Below are 20,210 nucleotides of genomic sequence, written 5' to 3'. Positions count from 1 at the left end.
GGGCGGGCGGAAACATCGCCGGCCCATCCAGCAAACGGGATCAGCGCGGGTGAATGTGCCGGTAGGTACGCAGGCGGCGGGTCTTCTCCACCATCCGCCACAGGGAACGGCTGTTGTTGTAGCGCGAGACATGCTGCAGCGGGACCCACAGGATGTCGTGCGACTCGTGGCTGCCGGGCACCGGCAGGCGGTCATCGATCTCCAGCAGGAAGCGCACGTCGATGTGCTCGTGCATCGGGAAATGCGGGCTGGCGGGGATGGTGTGGATATCCAGGTCGAAGATGTCTTCCTCGACGAGCCGGATATGCTCGGGGGACAAGCCGGTTTCCTCGTGTGTCTCGCGCAGCGCCACCTGCAGGATATCCGCCTGACCATCGGCATGCCCGCCTGGCTGGAACCAGCGATGGTGCTTGCCGTGCAGCAGCAACAGGGCCTGCTCGCGATCCGGACTGACCACCCAGGCCGAGCCGGTCACGTGGGCCGGCGTCAGGTCGCAATTGAAGCAGTCCGGGTGGTCGTTGACGAAATCCAGCGCGCGGCGGACGAAGCCGGCCTCCTCGATGAAGGTCGTCTGGTGACGGGCGAGCAGGTCCAGCAGCTGCGCGCGATGCATCTCAGGTACCGGCGGGGTTGTGCAGCGCGTGGATCGCCGCGCGCGCCGCCTCGTCCACGTCGCCCTCGCGGCCGGCCAGGGTCAGACGCCCGAAGGCGCCCACCGCGCGCACATCGATCAGCGACACATTGGCCGCCTTCAACGCCTGATTCGCGGCATAGATGATGTAGCCGGCCGGCTCCGCCTCGAGGATGAACATGCTCTGATCCGGCAGGATCATGTTCCCGCGGCGGTTCTGGCGGTTGATCAGCACGGTGTGATCCGGGGTCATCCCGCGGATGGTCTCCTGCCAGGGGATGCGGCAGGGCTGACGATCCTCCTGGCTGGCGCCCAGGCGCGAGAGCAGCACGCGACCGGCCTCCTGCACCTCGCTCTGGTCGCGGTGGTGGATCACCATGGAACCGAACTCGCGCTCCACGACCTGCTGCGCGAGGTGCACGTTGGTCGCCTTCAGCGCCACGTCGGTCAGACGGTGCACCGCCATCCCCGGCGAAACCTCCACCCACAGGCAGGAGTCCCCCGGTACGGGCAGAAAGCCCTGGGAGACCGTAGCCATGTATTCCGCCAGCTGCGGCTGGAGGGAATCCATGTAGACGTAGGTACGCAGCTGGATCATCGATTCGCTCTGGGCCGGGGCCTGGGCCCCATGGGTCCCGCGCGTCGCGGCCCGAACCCGCGCGGGGCGTCCGCGCACAGGTTACGCAAGCCGCCTGCTACCGCCGGCCTGCGTGAGTACACGGGAGAATTGAGGGGCGTATTGTGAACGCAGCGGGCCTCAAGCTCAATCTCCGGGCCGCATCGGAGCCCCTGCAACGCGCCGACACAACCCCCGTATGGCCTCGTATAATGCTACGCCAGCCCAGCCGCCACAGGGATTGTCATGACAAAGCAGGACGCGGAACACCTCCTGGCCCGCGTGGAAGATGCCGACCTCGACCTGGCCGAGACCCTGCGCGAACTCGTCGACTGGCTGCGCCCGGAAGATCCCCGCAATGTGGCCCCGGTTATCGGCCGGATCGAACAACTGACCCTGGCGCTCGCGGACCACCCGGGCCTGCAGGAACGGCTGCGTCAGCGACTGGAGGACGGGCTGGAGGACGCCCGGCACCTGACGCTGTACACCGGGATCGGCCTGTTCTCGCGCAAGGGGTTCTTCCGCGAGGCGGCGGAGCTGATCTACGAGCGCATCAACCCGCGCCCGATGGATCGCCAGGATCTGAAAGATGTGCTGTTTCACGTCTTTCATCAGACCGACGATGCGGTCTGGGTCGCTGCCCTTCCGGACGATGCCTGGTGGCGCCTGCTGGAGGCACTGGGCTGCCTGTCCGGCGAGCATCCCGGGGTCCTGCACCGGGCCCGCGAGGAGATCCTCTACGCCCTGGAGATGCTGTCCATCTGGGTGGCGGCCGAGGAACTGGAACCGGAACTCCTGCGCCTGGACCCGTCGATCGCGGAGCGCAACTCGGCGTTTGTGGCCCAGGAGCGCGAGATCTCCGCCTACGTGCGCGACTATCGTGCCGCGCTGGAGGACCCCAACCGCGAACGCATGGACGACCGCCACGCCCGCGTGCTGCTGGAGCAGTGCGGCGAGCAGATCGCGCGCCTGCGCCAGCTGGCCATCACCCACGGCAACAGCCTGTCCCTGACCCACCTGCTGGAACGCCTGGACCAGACCCTCCGGCGCATCCACAAGCTGCTCGACCTGCTGGAACCCGATGCGGAGCGCGATACCCGCGCCGCCTCGGTCGGCGTGTTCCGCGAACTCATCACCATCAGCGCCCGCCAGCACGGGGTGCGCGCGCTGTGGCAGGACAACATCAAGCTGGTCTCGCGCAGCATTACCCAGCATGTCAGCGACACCGGCGAGCACTACATCACCCAGTCGCGCGGCGAATACTTCCAGATGCTGCGCTCCGGGGCCGGCGCCGGGCTGATTATCGCGGTTATGGCGCTGATCAAGATCCAGATCGGGGCCCTGGACCTGTCCCAGGCGGCCTACACACTGTGGACCAGCCTGAACTACGGGCTCGGTTTCGTGCTCATCCACATCCTGCACTTCACCGTCGCCACCAAGCAGCCGGCCATGACCGCCGCGCGCCTGGCCGCCGCCATCGAGGAGAGCGAACGGGGGACGGCCGACCCGCGCAAGATGGCGGACCTCCTGATGCGGGTGGGACGCTCGCAGTTTGCCGCGGTGCTGGGCAACGTGGGCATCGCCCTGCCCACCGCGATCCTGATCGGGCTGTTTTCCGCCCGCCTGTTCGAGGCCCCGATCCTGTCCGGCCAGGAGGCCGACTACCTGATGGACGGCCTGCGCCCGATCATGGGGCTGGCGCTGTTCTTCGCCGCGATCGCCGGGGTCTGGCTGTTCGTCTCCGGCCTGATCGCCGGCTTCTTCGACAACCGCTGCGCCTATCTCGACCTGCCCGGCCGGCTGCGGGAACACCCATGGCTGCGCCGCCTGCTGCCCACCGGCGCCCGCCACCGCCTGGCTGACTGGATCGGCTACAACTACGGGGCCCTGATCGGGAACTTCCTGTTCGGCGTCCTGCTCGGGGTCACCGGATATGTCGGCTACCTGCTGAGCCTGCCGCTGGATATCCAGCACGTGGCCTTCGCCTCGGCCAATCTCGGCTATGTCACCGCCAGCGAGGCACCCGGGCCGGGGATATTCACGCTGTTCCTGGTCTTCGTGCTGCTGATCGGGGCCGTCAACCTGTGGGTCAGTTTCGGCCTCGCGCTGTACGTCGCGCTGCGCGCCCGGGGCGTGCGTATGGGGGCCTTCGACCGCGTCTTCCGCGCCTACGGCCATCATCTGCGCGAACGCCCGCGGGAATTCCTGTTCCCCCCGCGTGCCGTTGCCGCCGCCGACGACAACGACAACGACAAAGGCGATGCTCGGTAGCCACGCCCGGGGTCTCCTGCTGCTGCCGCTGGCCATCCTGTGGCTGGCCGGCTGTGCCGGAGCGGTGCCCAACCCGTCCGGCGGCGAGTCCCGCGTGCCGATCCTCGCCCCGGAGGTCATCCAAACCGCGGACGGTGATCGACTGCCGCTGCATCGCTGGGGTCCGGAGACCCCGGAGCGGGTGGTGCTGGCCCTGCACGGGTTCAACGACCACGGCGGCAGCATGCAGGCCCTGGGCGAGGCCCTCGCCGAGCACGCCATCGCGGTCTACGCCTATGACCAGCGCGGCTTCGGCGGCACGCGCAATGCCGGCTACTGGTCCGGTCATCGGATCATGGCCGACGACGCCCGCACCGCGCTGCGGCTGCTGCAGGCACGTTATCCCGACCGCACGCCCTACCTGGTCGGCAAGAGCATGGGCGGCGCGGTCGCCCTGCTGGCCGCGTCGGAGGCGCCCGACGCCGGGGACGGGACACCGCTCGTGGCCGGCACGGTGCTGATCGCCCCGGCCGTCTGGAGCCGGGGCGACATGCCCTGGTATCAGCGCTTCGGCCTGTGGCTGGGAGCGCGCCTGGCCCCCGGCTGGCGCCTGGACGGCGAGATGGCGGCGGAACTGGATATCCACCCGACGGACGACCCCGCCGTGCTGCAACAGATGCGCGACGACCCGCTCGTGCTGCGCGACGCGCGCATCGATGCCCTCGATGGCCTGACCACCCTGATGACCCACGCGCTGGAGACCGGTCCCGACCTGCCCGCGCCCAGCCTGACCCTGTACGGCGCGCGCGACGATCTGGTGCCACCGCGCCCCCTGGCGCGCCTGCTGGAGGGGCTTTCCGCGCAGGAGTCCGGTGCCCACCGCGCCGTGCTCTACCCCGAGGGCTACCACATGCTGACCCGCTACACCCGCGCCGAAACCACCTTCGCCGACATCGCCGCCTGGCTGCAGGACCCGCAAGCCCCCCTCCCCTCCGGCCACGAACGCAGCCTCGATGCGCTAACGCAATACCTTCGGGATCTAGACTGACTGGCCCCGCCGGCGCATCAAAGCTACGCTCGATGCAGCAACCTCTGGAGAACGCCCCATGAGCCACTCGACCTCCAACCGTCTTGACGACCTGGTGGCCCGCAGTCGGCGCGACCAGGCGGAGCGCGAACGCGGCTATCGCGAGCAGGCCCTGAAGATGTATCCGTGGGTTTGCGGGCGCTGCGGGCGGGAGTTCACCCGCGCCAATCTGCGCGAGCTGACGGTACACCACCGCGACCACAACCACGACAACAACCCCCCGGACGGCAGCAACTGGGAACTGCTGTGCCTGTACTGCCACGACAACGAGCACCAGCGCTATACCGATGCCACCCCCGGAAGCGGCAAGACGGGCGGCACCACGGCCACGCACAACCCGTTCGCCGGGCTGGCCGGCATGCTCAAGGGGGACAACGATCCACAGGATGACGATTCGGGGGCGTAAACCCCCGCGACCGCTTCACAGCCGGCGCCACCAGAACTGCAATGGCTTGTGGGTTCCCTGCGTCTCGCCAATATCCGGCCAGGGAAACTGGCAGACCAGGCCCTCGGCCCGGGTGTAGCCGCGCCTCCTCCAGAAACCGTCCAGCGGCCGATAGTCCGCCGGGCGCCGCGGATGATCCTGCGGGCGCACCACCGCACAGAAGGTGGCATGCGCAAACCCCAACCGGCGGGCCGCCGCCTCGCGCTCGTCGAAGAACCGGTGCCCGGCTCCCTGACCACGAAACTCCGGCTCCAGCACTGACTCCGCGAGGTAGTAGTACGCCGCCGGGTCCAGCCCCTGCTCGCGAAACGGGGCCTGGAATTCCGCCTCGGCCGCGGCCAGAGGCAACGCGGTGGAAGCGCCCACCACACGGCCATCTTCCAGCGCCAGCACCAGCGTGCTGTCCGGGCAGTCCGCATAGTCCTGCAGGTACCGCGCCTCGTACTCCGCACTGCCGTCGTAGAGGTACGGCCACTCGCGGAACACCGCGATACGCAGGCGTGCCACGGCGTCCAGATAGGGCGTTATACCCGCCCCGCCCACGGTCCTGAATTCCATTCGTTTCGGCCTCCTGCGCTCGCGCTCAGACCGCTCCCGGGGTGTCGGCCGGGGCCGGCTGCCCCACACCGCGCAGCAAACGGCCGAGGATATCGGTCCCGCTCAGGATGCGGCGCTGATCATCGGTCCACAGCAGGATGACATCGTCGCCGACCACGGTGTCGCCACTGCTGGCCGGGCGCACCTTGAAATGCGGCACCAGCCCGCCCAGACGTCGGCCCCCATCACGCACCACCAGAGGATGATGGCAGTGATGCTGGGGATCAAAGCGTTCCGGTGCAAACAGGGCCTCGCGGGTAAACTCCGGGACCCGGATCACCGTGCGCGGCTCGCCTTCGGGGTCGGTAATCACTATCCATCCCCGCCCCGGCCGATTGAGCCGAACCAGGAACGGATCATCGGTCCGCGGCGCGATCGCGGGGAAGACCGGGCGCCCGTCCGCGAATTCCATGGCGACCACGCTGTCCGGATCCAGCGCCTGCCCCTCGTGCTGCACCAGGATGTCGTCCAGCTCCAGGAAATTGCGGGCACCGCGGCCCTCGACCCGCGTGATCTCGCTGCCGTGCGCCTGCATATGCAGATCGATCAGATAGTGCAGATCGCGCTCCGGAAAGAACCGGATCTCCTCGCCGCCGAGCCAGCGATCCAGCACCCAGGCCGTGGGGCGCGCCACCGGATACATCAGGAACTGGTAGAACCGCAGCAGCGGATAGAGCGCCCCGGCCACCTTCAGCGCGTGCCGGGAGAAATAGGACTGCGGCAGGATCTCGGCAAAGATCGTGATCACGACCGTGGAGAACAGGAACGCCGCCACGCCCCCCATCACCGAGCCCGACAGCAGCGCCAGGAGCACGTTGACGGCGACATTGCCCCAGAGGATGGTCACCAGTGCAAAGTTCGCATCGCCGCGCAGGGCCAGCAGGCGTTCCGCGCGCGGATCCCCCTTCTGCGCCTGGACCTCCAGTTCCAGCTTGCTGCGCGAGAACAGCCCGAGATTGAGCCCGGACAGGATAGCCGATTGAGAGAGGCAGACGAGGATACCCAGCCAGGTCAGGAGGCTCATGGGGTCTTTACCTTGGCTCGCGCATACATGGCATCAGGGTACCGCGCCGTACGCCGTGCGCGCCCGCACGGAACAGGCCCTGCGCTTTGCGATACCACCCCAAGCCGCTGCAGAGCATCTACACTCGAAGACGGGGCCGGTGCCTGCCGGGCCGGCCCCGCAGCGGTCCCGTCGCCCCGTCCAACGGGTACCCGGGGCCACCGTCTACGCCACAGGAGGATCTGCATGGACACTGTCTGGATCGTTGTCGCCGATGCCGCGCGCGCCCGCATCTTTGCCTGCGAGGGCCGCGCCTGTCAGGGGATGCACGAGAGCGAGACGCTCTCGCACAGCGAGTCCCGCGCCCACAACCAGGATCTCGTCTCGGATCGCCCCGGGCGCAGCTGGAGCAGTGCCAGCGGGGATGCGCGGCACGCCATGCAGGAGAGTACCGATCCCGCCGCCAACGAACGCAACCGTTTTGCCCGCCAAGTCGCCGAGCGGCTCAAGGCCGCCTATCACGAGGGCACCTTCAAGCGACTCGTGATCGTCGCCGCGCCGACTTTCTTGGGCGCCCTGCGCGAGGTACTGGACCCGACCGTCGCCCAGAGCGTTACCGCCGAGGTGGCCAAGAACGTGACCAAGTCCACCGACGCCGCCAGCCTGCGCAAGCACCTGCCGGATTTCCTCTACTGACCGACCCGCCCCGGCCCCGACCCGGGGCCGGCCTTCACCACGCGCGCCACACCCAAGCGACGGGCGCGCGATTGTGTGCATGGATCCGAGTTTTCCTGGCTCAGTGCATCAGGTCATCGGGCTGCAGCGTTCCGAGCAGACGCGGCCCGTCAGTATGCGGCTCGAACACGGCCATCTCGGCCTCGTCGATCTCCACCTCCGCGGCGTGGCGCAGGTTCAGGTCATGGCCCACGATCACAATGTTCTTCCCCGGGGCTTCGGGCGGCGTGTTCAGGTGCCGCCGCAGCCCTTCGATCAGCTCCTCGCGGCGCGCAGCATCCTGAATAATCGGCAGATTGTAGAGTTCGGTCCGGATCTCGTACTCGCCGAACCCGTAGTGCGCGGTCTCCCAGTTACGGCAGAACTCGCTGGTCAGCACCTGCTCGACCGGTATGGCGTGCCGCTCGAAGCCCTTGCCCACCTGCCGCGCCTGTTCCCGCCCGCGGGTGCTCAGGTTGCGCTGCCCTTCGCAGTCCGTCATGTCGGAGAGGTCATAGTCGTCGTGCGACCGATCCGTGGCCGCATGCCGCCAGTAGATCACCAGCCCGCCCGCCTGCAGGCGCTCGATCAGGGCCTTCGGTGCCAGCGGCTCGGCGCCGGCCGGGGCCACCATCGCCAGCATCAGGGCCAGTACTCCACCCACCATCCCGTTCCTCACCACATCACCCCCGATCTTTCCGCCCTCCCCTTTGCGTAGACGCTCCGGCGTCATTCTGCCCGGCCACGCGACCCCGGCCCGCCAGGGCGGGCCGGGGTCGCTTAGTCGAAATCCTCCGGGGTCAGTATGCCGAGCACGCGGGGCGCATCCCCGCCCGGCTCGAACACCGCGATCTCGCCTTCGTCGATGCGCACCCGCGCCGCGCGCTGGAGGTTGATGTTGTGCCCCACGATCACCACGTTGCTGTCGCCATCCTCCGGCGGCGTCACGAGATAGTCCCGCAGGGCCGTCACCAGCGCCTGCTGTCGCTGACGGTCGCGCACCGGCGGCACGTTGAACAGGTCGTCCCGAACCTCCCAGGAGCCCTCGCCGAAGGCGATCCGGGCGCTGTCGATATTGCGGCAGAACGCCGAGCTCAAAATGCGCTCGACCGGGATCGCGTGACGTTCGAAGCCGGCGCCGACCCGGCGCGCCTGCTCGCGTCCGCGGTCGTCCAGATTGCGCTGCAGTTCGCAGCGGCTCATGTCGGTCAGGTCCTGATCGCGGCGGCTGTGATCGGTCGCGGCGTGGCGCCAGTAGATCACCAGCCCGCCCGCCTGCATGCGCTCGATCAGGGCATCGGGCTCGAGCGCATCGGCACTCGCCAACGTGGGCAGGAACAGCAGGGTCAGCAACAGCCACAGGCCGGAACGAAACATCGGCATCTCCTCGCAAGAACACGCATTCAGTAGGCCTGCAGACCACGCGGCGGGGGCACCGGTTCGGTGCATCCGCCGACGGCACTCAACGCGACACTGCGTTGACGCCCCCCGACCCCAGCCCTAGTATGCCGTCACTGCCTTGCCCGGAAACCCGCGCCCCCATGACCTACTGTGTCGCCATCGACCTGGACGACGGCCTCGTCTTCGCCTCCGACTCCCGCACCAATGCGGGCGTGGACCAGGTGAGCACCTACAGCAAGATGCACACCTTCGAGATCGAGGGGCAGCGGGTATTCGTGGTCCTCGCGGCCGGCAACCTGGCCACCACGCAGTCGGTGGTGCAGCAGCTCAAGCGCGACATGGAGGAAGGCGCCGAGGAAAGCCTGGCGACGGTGGAGCGCATGTCGGATGCCGCCGAATACCTCGGCCGGCTCAACCGCGAAGAGGCGGAGAAGCATTCCGAGGCCCTGTCCCGCTCCGGTATCAAGGCCGAGGCCACCCTGATCATCGGCGGCCAGATCGGCGACGATGCCCCGGCGATCTTCATGGTCTACCCGCAGGGCAATTACATCACCACCTCGCAGCAGACGCGCTTTTTGCAGATCGGCGAGAGCAAGTACGGCAAGCCGATCCTGGACCGCATCATCGAACCGGCCACCCCGCTGGGGGATGCCGCGCGCTGCGCGCTGGTCTCCATCGACTCGACCATTCGTTCGAACCTGACTGTGGGGCCCCCGATCGAGGTGATGGTCTACGAGCGCGGCACCCTGACCTTCGACCATTACCTGTGCCTGGAGACCGACGACGCCTACCTGCGCTCGCTCACCCAGGCCTGGGACACCAACATCAAGAAGGCCTTCACCGACCTGCCGCGCTTCGACTGGGAGTCCGCCCACGCGCGCAAGCAGCGCGGGACGCGGGTCAGCCGCGGCTCCGGCAAGGCCGCAGCGCCCACTTCGAGCAAAGCGAAAAAGTCCCGCCGCTGAACGGATCGCAGCTTCACCCGCGATCCATCGAATGCCTCCCTATGCCGCCTGCGTCTGGGTTTGCGCCGGCGCGATCCGGAACCAGGTCTCCACGTTCGCACCGTGGATGTCCCCGATATCCCGCTGCAGCACATCCATGAAGGCATGCAGGCCGTCTTCCGCGATCAGCTCCTCCACATGCGCACTGGAGGCGTGGCGGCGCGCCTGGATCACCAGGCGCAGCGGCAGTTCGTTGCGCGGCAGCTTCTCCAGCGCATCCTGCACCTGAGTCAGGGCGTGGGTCACCGAACGCGGGAAGGCGGTGTCCTGCAGCAGGAACCGCACCACGTCCACACCGTTGATCCGCCGCTTAACATGCTGGCGATACATCTGGAAGCCACTCCCCGAGCGCAGGATGCTGGTCCATAGCAGCCCCTCGTAGGGCTCGGGATCCTCGCCGTCCTTTTTCAGGAGTTTGAGGGCGCCCACGTCGACATGCCGGGTGGACATGTCGGCGCGCTCCAGATTGCGCCCCAGGCGGATGAAGTCATAGGCCGCATCATGACTCATGGTGCCGGCCAGCAGCCCTGTCAGGGTCTGGCAGCGCTGAACCACCTCGGAGAGAAACTCGAACCGGCCGCGCTTGCCGATGCCCTGATCGATATGGTCACGGGCGAACAGGTACAGCTCGTTCATCACCTCCCAGGCCTCGGAGGGAACCAGATCGCGGGTGGTACGCACATTCTCGCGCGCCGCCCGCAGGGAGTTGAGCACCGAACTCGGGTTGTCGGCATCCGTCAGCAGGAATTTCACACAATTGCGTTCGTCGTCCCGCTGATAGTGATTATCGAACAGGTCCTCGTTGCCGGTGACCTCGACCAGGCCCTTCCACGACACCTGCACCGATTTCGGCATGTCCAGCGCCAGCAGATTGAAGGCCGTGACCATGCGTGCCGTATTCTCGGCGCGCTCGACATAGCGCGCCATCCAGTAAACGCGTTCGGCGACTCTCGAGAGCATCTCAGTTCTCCTCGTCCACGATCCAGGTGTCCTTGCTGCCCCCGCCCTGCGAGGAGTTCACCACCAGCGAGCCCTTGCGCATGGCCACGCGCGTCAGCCCGCCGGCGGTCACGTCGGTGCGCACCCCCTGGAGGATGAACGGGCGCAGGTCCAGATGGCGCGGCTCGATCTCGTCGCCGCACAGGGTCGGGGCGACGGAAAGATCCAGCGTCGGCTGGGCGATATAGTTGCGCGGGTCCTTCTTGATCAGCTGGGCAAACTCGGCCCGCTGCTTCTTGGTCGCGTGCGGGCCCACCAGCATGCCGTAGCCGCCGGACTCGTTGGCCGGCTTCACCACCAGCTCGTCGAGGTGGTCCAGCACATAGGCGCGATCCTTCTCGTTCACGCAGAGATAGGTCGGCACATTGGGGATGATCGGTTCCTGGTCCAGGTAGTAACGGATGATCTCGGGGACATAGGCGTACATCACCTTGTCGTCGGCCACGCCGGCACCGGGGGCGTTGGCCAGGCCCACGTTCCCCTTGCGCCAGGCGCGCATCAGTCCGGGCACGCCCAGCATCGAATCGGGGTTGAACACCTCCGGGTCGAGGAACTCGTCATCGATGCGCCGGTAGATCACGTCCACGCGCTCAAGACCGTCGATGGTACGCATGTAGACGCAGTCGTCGTCCCCGACGACCAGGTCCGCGCCCTCCACGAGCTCGGCGCCCATGCGCTGGGCCAGGAAGGAGTGCTCGAAGTACGCGGAATTGTAGATGCCGGGCGTCAGCACCGCGATCTCGGGATAGTCCTGCGGGCGCGGCGAGATCGACGCCAGCATGTCGAACAGCTGAGTCGGGTATTCATCCACCGGCAGGATGCTGGAGCTCTCGAACATCTCCGGGAACACGCGCTTGGTGACCTGGCGGTTTTCCAGCATGTAGGAGACCCCGGAGGGTACGCGCAGGTTGTCCTCCAGCACGTAGAACTGCCCCGATCCGTCGCGCACCAGGTCGGTACCGCAGATATGCGCCCAGACGCCCTGCGGCGGCTTGATGCCGATGCACTGCTCGCGGAAATTCTTCGACTGGTTCAGAACGTAGCGCGGGATCACCTTGTCCTGAAAAATGCGCTGCTCGTTGTAGATGTCGTCGATAAAGAGATTCAGCGCGTTCAGGCGCTGCTCCAGGCCGGCGGACACCTGGTCCCACTCCTTGCGCGCGATCACCCGGGGGATGATGTCGAACGGCCAGGCGCGGTCGATATTCTCGCCCTCGGTATACACCGTAAAGCTGATCCCCATCTCGAGGATCGCGCTGTCCGCGGCCTGCTTGCGGCTGTGGATCTCGCCCTCGTCCAGCGAGGCCAGATATTCCGCCAGCGCCTTGCCCGGCCCGCGCGGCTTGCCGGGCTTATTGATCAGTTCGTCATAGAATGGGGCGGGGTCATAGCGCTTCCAGTCGATGGCCATTCGTCGGATCCTCTGACGCGGTGGGCGGGTTCCTCTACAGTAACGCCTTTTCCGACCACTGGCGCGACGGCCAGGGCCACTCAGACGTCTCTCTGAGGCTTTCGTCCGCTACAGCCCGACCGAGGTTCCCATGCCCGACGCACTCGAACACCGCCTGATCGCGCTCTTCCAGCACCCGAAGATCCAGGGCTGCAACTGGCAGCCGCGGCTGTTCTGGCACGCCGCCGCGGACGGGTCACCGTTTGGGCGCCTGCGGGTGGACGGGGGCGAACTGGAGGTCTTCCTGGCCACGATCGTCGGCGAGGCTTCCACCGAGCAGGCGCGCCTGGACCGCGAACAGGACGGGAGAGGCCGCTTCATCGCGGCCAATGCGCGCCGCCACGAGCTGCCGCTCTTCACACGCCTCTGACACACCCCGGAATCATCACGCACCCGGTCATCGCGAGGAGCGCAGCGACGTGGCGATCTCCCGGGGCGGCCCCTGCGGGGCATTCCAAGGCAGTGCTTGTAGCGGAGCCCGGCGAGCGGCGCCGCTCAGGCAGGCTTGCGGAATTCGACCTGTTTCCAGTAGCCGAACAGGCTGGCCGGGGCGACCATGCAGGGTTCCTGCCCGGTGACGCGGACAAAGTCCTCGAACTCCATATCGGGGCGAAATCCGACGGCCTTGGACAGCGGGCGCAGGCAGCGCTCGAAGCCGCGCAACAGCCATTGCTGCGAGGCGAAGTGATTCACCACCAGCAGGCGACCGCCGGGGCGACAGACCCGCCACATCTCGGCGAACAGGGCGTCGGGGTTCGGCACCACCGTGGCCACGTACATCGCCACCACCGCATCGAAGCTGTTGTCGGCAAAGCCGAGTTGCTCCGCGTCCATTTCGCAAAGCCCGGATACGGCCGGGAGTCCCCCGTTCAGGCGGCCCCGTGCGACCTCCAGCATCTCCCGGGAGACATCGATCCCGACGACCTCGCAGTCGTCCGGGTAGTCCGGCAGCGAGATGCCCGTACCCACCCCGACCTCGAGGATGCGCTTGCCGGAGAGCGGTGCCAGGGTTTCCTGCGCACTTGCGCGCCCGGTCGCGAACACCCGCCCGAACGTCGCGTCGTAATGACGGGCGTAGCGCCGGTAGCTCTTGCGAATGCTGACGAGATCCATGCCGAAGCGTCCCGAATCTGAATGGCCGGGCACCGCAACCCGGTGCCCGTGAACGAAACGAGCCCGATCAGGACTCGGGTTCGACTGCCTTCATGCTCAGACGAATGCGCCCCTGCTTGTCCACTTCGAGTACGCGAACCGTCACGGAATCCCCCTCGGCGAGGAAATCGCCCACGTTCTCGACTCGCTCGTCGGAGATCTGCGAGATGTGCACCAGGCCGTCGCGGCCCGGCAGGATGGAGACGAACGCGCCGAAATCCATGATCTTGGCGACCTTGCCGGTGTACTGCCGGCCCACCTCGATATCCGCGGTCAGCTCCTCGATGCGGCGCTTGGCCTCGAGACCCGCCGCCTGGTCGGTGGAGGCAACCTTGACCGTCCCGTCGTCCTGGATGTCGATGCTCGCGCCGGTCTCCTCGGTCAGGGCCCGGATGGTGGCCCCGCCCTTGCCGATCACATCGCGGATTTTGTCCGGGTTGATCTTCATGGTGATGAAGCGCGGCGCGTGGGAGGACATCTCGTCGCGATGACGCGGCAGCACCTCGTTCATGCAGCCGAGGATGTGCATGCGGCCCTCGCGCGCCTGCGCCAGCGCCTGCTCCATGATCTCGCGGGTAATGCCGTCGATCTTGATATCCATCTGCAGGGCGGTGACGCCGTCCGACGTCCCGGCGACCTTGAAGTCCATGTCGCCCAGGTGGTCCTCGTCTCCGAGGATGTCGGACAGCACCGCAAAGCGGTCCCCTTCCTTGATGAGGCCCATCGCGATCCCCGCGACCGGCGCCTTCAGCGGCACCCCGGCATCCATCAACGCGAGCGACGTACCGCACACCGAGGCCATGGAGCTGGAGCCATTGGATTCGGTGATCTCGGAGACCACGCGGACCACGTACGGGAAGTCCTCGTCGTTCGGCATGGCCGCGGCGACGCCGCGCTTGGCCAGACGCCCGTGCCCGATCTCGCGGCGCTTGGGCGAGCCCACGAATCCGGTCTCGCCGGTGCAGTAGGGCGGGAAGTTGTAGTGCAGCATGAAGCGGTCGCGGCGCTCGCCCTCGATCGCGTCGATCACCTGGGCGTCACGGTCGGTCCCCAGCGTCGCGACTACCATGGCCTGGGTCTCGCCGCGCGTGAACACCGCGGAGCCGTGGGCACGTGGCAGCACGCCGGTGTCGATGCGGATCGGGCGGACCGTCTTGTTGTCGCGGCCGTCGATGCGCGGATTGCCGTCGAGGATGCGATCGCGCACCAGACGGTACTCGAGATCGTGGAAGGCGGTCTTGATGGCATCCGCCGATGGGCCGGACTCGGCGTCGCTGGCGAGGGCCTCGACGGCCTGGGTACGCAGCTCGCCGATGCGCTGGGTACGCGCCTGTTTCTCGGCAATCTGGTAGGCCTCGACCAGGGCATCGCCCACTACGGCCTTCACCTGATCCTCCAGCGAATCGCTGGTGGCCGGGGCCTCCCACTCCCAGGCCGGCTTGCCGGCCTCGGCCGCCAGCTCGCGGATCGCCTGGATCGCGGCCTGCATCTGCTCGTGGCCGAACATGACCGCCCCCAGCATCGCCTCTTCGGAGAGTTGGTTGGCCTCGGATTCAACCATCAGCACGGCATTCTCGGTGCCGGCCACGACCAGATCGAGGTCGGACTCCTCCAGCGCGCTGTAGGTCGGGTTCAGCAGGTACTCGCCGGCGCGGTAGCCAACCCGCGCGGCCCCGATCGGACCCGCGAACGGGACCCCGGACAGCGCCAGCGCCGCGGACGTGCCGAGCATCGCGGGGATGTCGGGATCCACCTCGGGGTTGATCGACATCACCGTCGCGACCACCTGGGTCTCGTTCTTGAAGCCTTCCGGGAACAGCGGGCGGATCGGGCGATCGATCAGGCGCGAGGTCAGGGTCTCCTTCTCGCTCGGACGCCCTTCGCGCTTGAAGAACCCGCCGGGGATCTTGCCCGCGGCGTAGGTGCGTTCCTGGTAGTTCACGGTCAGGGGAAAGAAGTCGCGTCCCGCATCGGCCTCCTTGCGGGCGACCACGGTGACCAGGACCACGGTCTCGGCCATGTTGACGAGGACGGCGCCACTGGCCTGGCGAGCGATGTCACCGGTTTCGAAGGTGACCGTATGGTTTCCGTACTGGAACGACTTCTTGTATGCCACGTTATTTCCCGTTTCCCGTGTTCATCCAACGTTGATGCCTGAATTCTGGCCTTCGCGGGCCATTGCGCGGCCCCGAAAGCGAACAGGCCCGCACCAGTGGCGCGGGCCTGTCGTGCCGGCCTTAGCGGCGCAGCCCAAGCTCCTGAACCAGGGCCTGATAGCGGTCCTGGTCGTGGCGCTTGAGGTAGGTCAGCAGCTTGCGACGCTGGCTGACCATCTTCAGCAGGCCGCGGCGCGAGTGATGATCCTGCTTGTGCTTGTCGAAGTGCCCCATCAGATGCTGGATGCGGGCCGTCAGCAGCGCGACCTGGACCTCCGGCGAACCGGTGTCGTTGGCATCGCGCTTGTGCTTCTCGACGATGGCCGATTTTTCTTCGGTAGTGAGCGACATGAAAACCTGACTCCTGAGATTACTTGACCGTTAATCGACCAGTGGCGCTGGCGATAGGCGCGCAATGGTACCACGGCCCACGCCGGCATGAACAGAATACAACCACCCGCTTGCCGGGCCGCCGTCAGGCCGCGGGAACGAACAGCCGCCGGGCCCGCACCTGCCCCGCGTCGTCGCGCACCCCCACCGCCAGGAAGGCCCCTGCGGCATCGAACACCCGGACCAGGGCCCAGCCGGTTTCGGATTCGCGCGGGGCATCGGACGCGCCCGGGGCCTCGGCGATCACCGCCGTCGCCGCCGCGGGATTGCCGTGGCGCATGGCGGCACTGGCGGCCGCATCCAGGGTGACCGCCGGCCAGTGCGCGAGCGCCGCCTCGGCGGGTTGCAGCAGGGCTTCGATGGCCGCGGCCCCGCCGGCCTCGAACGCGGCCTCGACCGTCTCCAGCGACACCATGGACTCGGCATCGAAATGGCCATGCCCGACCCGGTGCAGGGTATCCACCGCCGCACCGCACCCCAGCGCATGCCCGATATCGGCGACCAGCGACCGGATGTACGTGCCCTTGGAGCAGTGCACCTCCAGGCGCAGCCGGTCCGGGGCGGTCTGCTCGATACGCAGGGAATGTATACGGACCGGGCGCGGCGGCCGCTCGACCTCCACCCCGCGCCGCGCCAGCTCGTACAGCCGCTGGCCCTGGTGCTTGAGCGCCGAGACCATCGGCGGGACCTGGGCCTGATCGCCGCTGAAACGCTGCTCCAGCTCGCGCAGGGTGGTCGAATCAATCGCCGGCACCCGGGACTCGCGGATCACCTCGCCATCGAGGTCGGCGCTGTCGGTCTCCACTCCCAGCTGTGCCTCGGCGATGTAGCGCTTGTCCGCATCCAGCAGCCAGCCGGAGACCTTGGTCGCCTGACCGAAGCACAACGGCAGAAGGCCGGTCGCCCGCGGGTCCAGTGCCCCGGTGTGACCGGCCTTCTTCGCCTGCAGCAGATACTTGACGCGACCCAGCGCCTGGTTGGAACTGCGCCCCCGAGGCTTGTCCAGCAACAGGATGCCGTCGACCTCGCGCCGCTTGCCCGCCATGGATGGATCGCCCGACCGGAAACGCCGGGGCTCAGGCCCCGCGTTCCGGCCCTTCGCCCGGGTCACGGGCGTCCTCGGCATCCCCCTGTGAGGACTCGCCGCTACCGTCCCCGGCATCGGGATCGTCCGCGTGGTGCGCACGATCCTCGGCCAGTGCCTGGTCGATCAGCGACGACAGGTGCGCCCCGCGCTCCGGGGTGTCGTCGTAGGTGAAGCGCAGCTGCGGCACCGAGCGCAGGCGCATGCGCTGCCCCAGGGCCCGGCGCAGGAACCCGGCGGCATTGTTCAGCCCCTGCTGCGCCTCCGCGCCCTTCTCGGCTCCGCCCAGCTGGGTGAAATACACCCGGGCATGGGCCAGGTCGCGTGACACCTCGACCCCCGCCAGGGTGATCATACCGACGCGCGGATCCTTGACCTCCATGCGGATGAGCTCGGCCAGCTCGCGCTGGATCTGCTCGCCGACCCGGTCCGAGCGATGAAAGTCGCGGTTTCCGGGCATCAGAGGGTCCGTGCCACCTCGACGCGCTGGAAGACCTCGATCTGGTCGCCCGCCTTCACGTCGTTGTAGTTCTTCACCGCGATCCCGCACTCGGTGCCGGCCTTGACCTCGTTCACGTCGTCCTTGAAGCGACGCAGGCTTTCCAGCTCGCCCTCGTAGACCACCACGTTATCGCGCAGCACGCGGATCGGATTGCCACGCTTGACCGCGCCCTCGACCACGAGACAGCCAGCGACCTGGCCGAAGCCGGAGGCCTTGAACACATCGCGGACCTCGGCCAGACCGATCACCTCTTCGCGGATCTCGGCCGACAGCAGGCCGGACAGCGCCTGCTTCACGTCGTCGATCGCCTCGTAGATCACCGAGTAGTAGCGCACGTCGATCTCGTTCTCGGCGGCCAGGCGCTTGGCGCCCGCATCGGCACGCACGTTGAACGCGATCACGATCGCCTCGGAGGCCATCGCCAGGTTCAGGTCGGACTCGGAGATCCCGCCAACCCCGGCGGAGACCACTTTCACGCGCACCTCATCGGTGGACAGCTTGATCAGCGACTCGCGCAGGGCCTCGGCCGAGCCTTGGACATCCGCCTTGATCAGGATGTTCACGGTGGCGATCTCGCCTTCCTGCATCTGGTTGAAGATGTTCTCCAGCTTCGCCGCCTGCTGCGCGGCCAGCTTGCGCTCGCGCTGCTTGGTGTCGCGATGTTCGGCCACCTCACGGGCAGTCTTGTCGTCCGCGACCACCAGGACCTCGTCACCCGCCTCTGGCACACCGGACAGGCCGAGGACCTCCACGGGCATGGACGGACCGACTTCCTTCACCGCCGTGCCGGTATCGTCGAACATCGCCCGCACGCGGCCGTACTCCTTGCCCGAGAGCAGGATGTCGCCGTGCTTGAGCTTGCCGGACTGGACCAGGATGGTGGCCACCGGGCCGCGGCCCTTCTCCAGGCGCGATTCGATGACCACGCCACGCGCCGGGCCCTCGTCCGGGGCCTTCAGTTCCATCACCTCGGCCTGCAGGCCCAAGGCCTCCAGCAGTTCGTCGATCCCCTGTCCGGTATGGGCAGAGACTTGGATGAACTGGGTATCGCCGCCCCAGGCCTCCGGGATCACTTCGTGCTGGGCCAGCTCGTTCATGACCCGCTCCGGTTCGGCCTCCGGCTTGTCGACCTTGTTGACCGCGACCACAACGGGCACACCCGCCGCCTTCGCATGCTGGATAGCCTCTATGGTCTGCGGCATCACGCCGTCGTCCGCGGCCACCACCAGGATCACGATATCCGTGGACTGGGCGCCCCGGGCCCGCATCGCGGTAAACGCGGCATGGCCGGGTGTATCCAGGAAGGTCACACCATCGTGGTTGTTCTTCACATGGTAGGCGCCGATGTGCTGGGTAATACCGCCGGCTTCGCCGGAGGCGACCTTCTCCTTGCGGATGTAGTCCAGCAGCGAGGTCTTGCCGTGGTCCACGTGACCCATCACGGTCACCACCGGCGGGCGCGGCTTGGCCTCGGCGGTCTGCTCCAGACCGGTATCGATCTCGTCCTCGACCGAGGTCTCCTTGGCCGCGATGGGGTTGTGCCCCATCTCCTCGACCACCAGCATCGCGGTGTCCTGGTCGATGGACTGGTTGATGGTGGCCATCACACCCATGCCCATCAGCGCCTTGATCAGCTGCGGCGCCTTGATCGCCATCGCCTGCGCCAGGTCCGCCACGGTAATGGTCTCCGGCACCTCGACATCCCGCACCACCGGCGCGGTCGGCTTGGCAAAGCCATGCTTGCTGGTCACCGCCTGGGCGGCCGCGGACTGGGCCTTGCGGCTCTCGCCCTTCTTGCGGCGCCCGCGACGATCGCCGGCCACATGCAGCTCCTTGCGATCGTCCTTGCGCCCACCCCTGCGAGCACCCTTGCCGGCCTTCGCATCGCCTTCCGGTGCCGTGGGCGCGGCCGCCCTGGCCGCCGCCTCGCGTTCCAGACGGGCCTGTTCTTCCTTCTCGCGCTTGGCCTCCTGGGCCTCCAGTTCCTTCTGCCGGCGCTTCTGGCGTTCCTCGCGTTCAGCCGCCTCCTGCTTGCGTGCCTCGGCCGCCTTGCGCTGGGCCTCGCGCTCGGCCTCGACCTGCAGGGCCAGCTGCTCGGTGCGGCTCAGCGGACGTTTCGGCTTGGCCGGCTCCGGCTCCGGTTCCGGCGCGGCCTCCTCGGCGGGCGCCGCCTCGACGGGTTCGGGTTCGGGCTCCGGCTCGGCGGGCGCCTCGGGCTCCTCGACCGGGGGCTCCTCGGCCGCCGGGGTCTCCTCGACCGGCGACTCGGCGACCGGCTCCTCCACCGGGGCCGCGGCGCGGGTCTCTTCGGGGGACTCCGGCGCCGGGGCCTGTTCCTCGACCGCCGGGGCCTCTTCTACCGGCGCCTCGGGCTGCGCCTCGGCGGGCTTGCGCTTCAGCGTGCGCTTCTTGCGCACCTCGACGTTGACCGTCTTGGAGCGGCCCTGACCGGAGCTGACCTTGAGGGTCTGCGCCTGGGTGCGGCGTTTCAGGGTCACGCGCCCCGACTCGCCGCCTTCGCCGTGCGACTGGCGGAGGTGATCGAGCAGCTTGCGCTTTTCGGCATCGGTGATCGCCGCCTCGGGACCATCGACCTCGACGCCCGCCTCCTTGAGCTGAACCATGAGGCGGTCAACCGGTGTCCCCACCGATTCCGCGAATTGCTGCACTGTCATTTGCGCCATGGCGCCTACCTCCATTCCAGATTCTTTTCAGGCCTGCCGACAGCC

The 20,210-nt window shown here is 67.6% G+C and carries 20 protein-coding genes; 6 read left to right on the top strand and 14 right to left on the bottom strand.

Features of this window, described 5'->3' with window-relative positions:
• Positions 1–40: 40 nt before the first annotated feature.
• Both D106_RS0113355 and D106_RS0113350 read right to left on the bottom strand, forming a co-directional pair.
• The gene (locus tag D106_RS0113355) at positions 41–613 is read right to left on the bottom strand and encodes an NUDIX hydrolase (RefSeq protein WP_018875908.1); all 573 of its coding nucleotides are present in this window, start codon (positions 611–613) and stop codon (positions 41–43) included.
• A gap of 1 nt (position 614) precedes the next feature.
• Positions 615–1,229, bottom strand: a complete 615-nt coding sequence (locus D106_RS0113350) for a BMC domain-containing protein (RefSeq protein ID WP_018867821.1) — start codon at positions 1,227–1,229, stop codon at positions 615–617.
• Positions 1,230–1,493: 264 nt separating this feature from the next.
• On the opposite strand from D106_RS0113350, the gene D106_RS0113345 reads away from it, so the two are divergent.
• The 3 genes from D106_RS0113345 to D106_RS0113335 are packed head-to-tail and all read left to right on the top strand — an operon-like array spanning position 1,494 to position 4,990.
• A complete protein-coding gene (locus D106_RS0113345; RefSeq protein ID WP_018880344.1) occupies positions 1,494–3,518 on the top strand; it encodes a site-specific recombinase in 2,025 nt (674 codons plus the stop codon).
• Complete coding sequence (locus D106_RS0113340) at positions 3,508–4,545, top strand: alpha/beta fold hydrolase (RefSeq protein WP_018880343.1); 1,038 nt, start codon at positions 3,508–3,510, stop codon at positions 4,543–4,545. The genes D106_RS0113345 and D106_RS0113340 overlap by 11 nt, the downstream gene beginning before the upstream one ends.
• 58 nt (positions 4,546–4,603) lie before the next feature.
• Positions 4,604–4,990 carry a YajD family HNH nuclease gene (locus tag D106_RS0113335; RefSeq protein WP_018880342.1) on the top strand — a complete coding sequence of 129 codons (387 nt, stop codon included), beginning with the start codon at positions 4,604–4,606 and terminating at the stop codon, positions 4,988–4,990.
• A gap of 15 nt (positions 4,991–5,005) precedes the next feature.
• Here D106_RS0113335 and D106_RS0113330 read toward each other — a convergent pair whose 3' ends face one another.
• Positions 5,006–5,587, bottom strand: coding sequence for a GNAT family N-acetyltransferase (locus D106_RS0113330; RefSeq protein WP_018880341.1), 582 nt, complete (start codon positions 5,585–5,587; stop codon positions 5,006–5,008).
• A 25-nt stretch (positions 5,588–5,612) separates the two neighbouring features.
• On the bottom strand, positions 5,613–6,650 hold the full coding sequence (locus tag D106_RS0113325; protein ID WP_018877173.1) for a DUF21 domain-containing protein: 1,038 nt from the start codon (positions 6,648–6,650) through the stop codon (positions 5,613–5,615).
• Between the two features lie 225 nt (positions 6,651–6,875).
• Here D106_RS0113325 and D106_RS0113320 point away from each other — a divergent pair, with 225 nt between their 5' ends.
• Positions 6,876–7,325 (top strand): host attachment protein, encoded by a 450-nt coding sequence (locus D106_RS0113320; protein ID WP_018867815.1) that lies wholly within the window; start codon positions 6,876–6,878, stop codon positions 7,323–7,325.
• A gap of 100 nt (positions 7,326–7,425) precedes the next feature.
• On the opposite strand, the gene D106_RS0113315 is transcribed toward D106_RS0113320, so the two are convergent.
• Together D106_RS0113315 and D106_RS0113310 are read right to left on the bottom strand one after the other, a co-directional pair.
• Entirely contained in the window at positions 7,426–8,010 is a 585-nt protein-coding gene (locus D106_RS0113315) for a histidine phosphatase family protein (protein ID WP_018877172.1), read from the bottom strand.
• 113 nt (positions 8,011–8,123) lie between these two features.
• Positions 8,124–8,720, bottom strand: coding sequence for a histidine phosphatase family protein (locus D106_RS0113310; protein WP_018880340.1), 597 nt, complete (start codon positions 8,718–8,720; stop codon positions 8,124–8,126).
• Positions 8,721–8,884: 164 nt separating this feature from the next.
• On the opposite strand from D106_RS0113310, the gene D106_RS0113305 reads away from it, so the two are divergent.
• A complete protein-coding gene (locus tag D106_RS0113305; RefSeq protein WP_018880339.1) occupies positions 8,885–9,709 on the top strand; it encodes a proteasome-type protease in 825 nt (274 codons plus the stop codon).
• A gap of 39 nt (positions 9,710–9,748) precedes the next feature.
• Here D106_RS0113305 and D106_RS0113300 read toward each other — a convergent pair whose 3' ends face one another.
• The gene (locus D106_RS0113300; protein ID WP_038045986.1) at positions 9,749–10,708 is read right to left on the bottom strand and encodes an alpha-E domain-containing protein; all 960 of its coding nucleotides are present in this window, start codon (positions 10,706–10,708) and stop codon (positions 9,749–9,751) included.
• 1 nt (position 10,709) lies between these two features.
• Positions 10,710–12,158 (bottom strand): circularly permuted type 2 ATP-grasp protein, encoded by a 1,449-nt coding sequence (locus D106_RS0113295; protein ID WP_018877170.1) that lies wholly within the window; start codon positions 12,156–12,158, stop codon positions 10,710–10,712.
• A gap of 130 nt (positions 12,159–12,288) precedes the next feature.
• Here D106_RS0113295 and D106_RS0113290 point away from each other — a divergent pair, with 130 nt between their 5' ends.
• Positions 12,289–12,567 (top strand): hypothetical protein, encoded by a 279-nt coding sequence (locus D106_RS0113290; protein WP_018867809.1) that lies wholly within the window; start codon positions 12,289–12,291, stop codon positions 12,565–12,567.
• 125 nt (positions 12,568–12,692) lie between these two features.
• On the opposite strand, the gene D106_RS0113285 is transcribed toward D106_RS0113290, so the two are convergent.
• From D106_RS0113285 to infB, 6 genes are all read right to left on the bottom strand, one after another.
• Positions 12,693–13,310: a class I SAM-dependent methyltransferase gene (locus D106_RS0113285; RefSeq protein ID WP_018867808.1), complete on the bottom strand. Its 618-nt coding sequence runs from the start codon at positions 13,308–13,310 to the stop codon at positions 12,693–12,695.
• A gap of 67 nt (positions 13,311–13,377) precedes the next feature.
• A complete protein-coding gene (pnp, locus tag D106_RS0113280; RefSeq protein ID WP_018877169.1) occupies positions 13,378–15,465 on the bottom strand; it encodes a polyribonucleotide nucleotidyltransferase in 2,088 nt (695 codons plus the stop codon).
• Positions 15,466–15,586: 121 nt separating this feature from the next.
• On the bottom strand, positions 15,587–15,856 hold the full coding sequence (gene rpsO / locus D106_RS0113275) for a 30S ribosomal protein S15 (RefSeq protein ID WP_018867806.1): 270 nt from the start codon (positions 15,854–15,856) through the stop codon (positions 15,587–15,589).
• A 124-nt stretch (positions 15,857–15,980) separates the two neighbouring features.
• Positions 15,981–16,940 carry a tRNA pseudouridine(55) synthase TruB gene (gene truB / locus D106_RS0113270; protein WP_018867805.1) on the bottom strand — a complete coding sequence of 320 codons (960 nt, stop codon included), beginning with the start codon at positions 16,938–16,940 and terminating at the stop codon, positions 15,981–15,983.
• Between the two features lie 31 nt (positions 16,941–16,971).
• Positions 16,972–17,439 (bottom strand): 30S ribosome-binding factor RbfA, encoded by a 468-nt coding sequence (gene rbfA / locus D106_RS0113265; RefSeq protein ID WP_018867804.1) that lies wholly within the window; start codon positions 17,437–17,439, stop codon positions 16,972–16,974.
• Complete coding sequence (infB, locus tag D106_RS0113260; RefSeq protein WP_028485127.1) at positions 17,439–20,180, bottom strand: translation initiation factor IF-2; 2,742 nt, start codon at positions 20,178–20,180, stop codon at positions 17,439–17,441. The genes rbfA and infB overlap by 1 nt, the downstream gene beginning before the upstream one ends.
• Positions 20,181–20,210 lie beyond the last annotated feature (30 nt).

Origin of the sequence: Thioalkalivibrio sp. ALE9 (assembly GCF_000377445.1) — a bacterium.
Taxonomy (GTDB): Bacteria; Pseudomonadota; Gammaproteobacteria; order Ectothiorhodospirales; family Ectothiorhodospiraceae; genus Thioalkalivibrio.
This window is presented reverse-complemented; position numbering and strand designations above follow the sequence as displayed.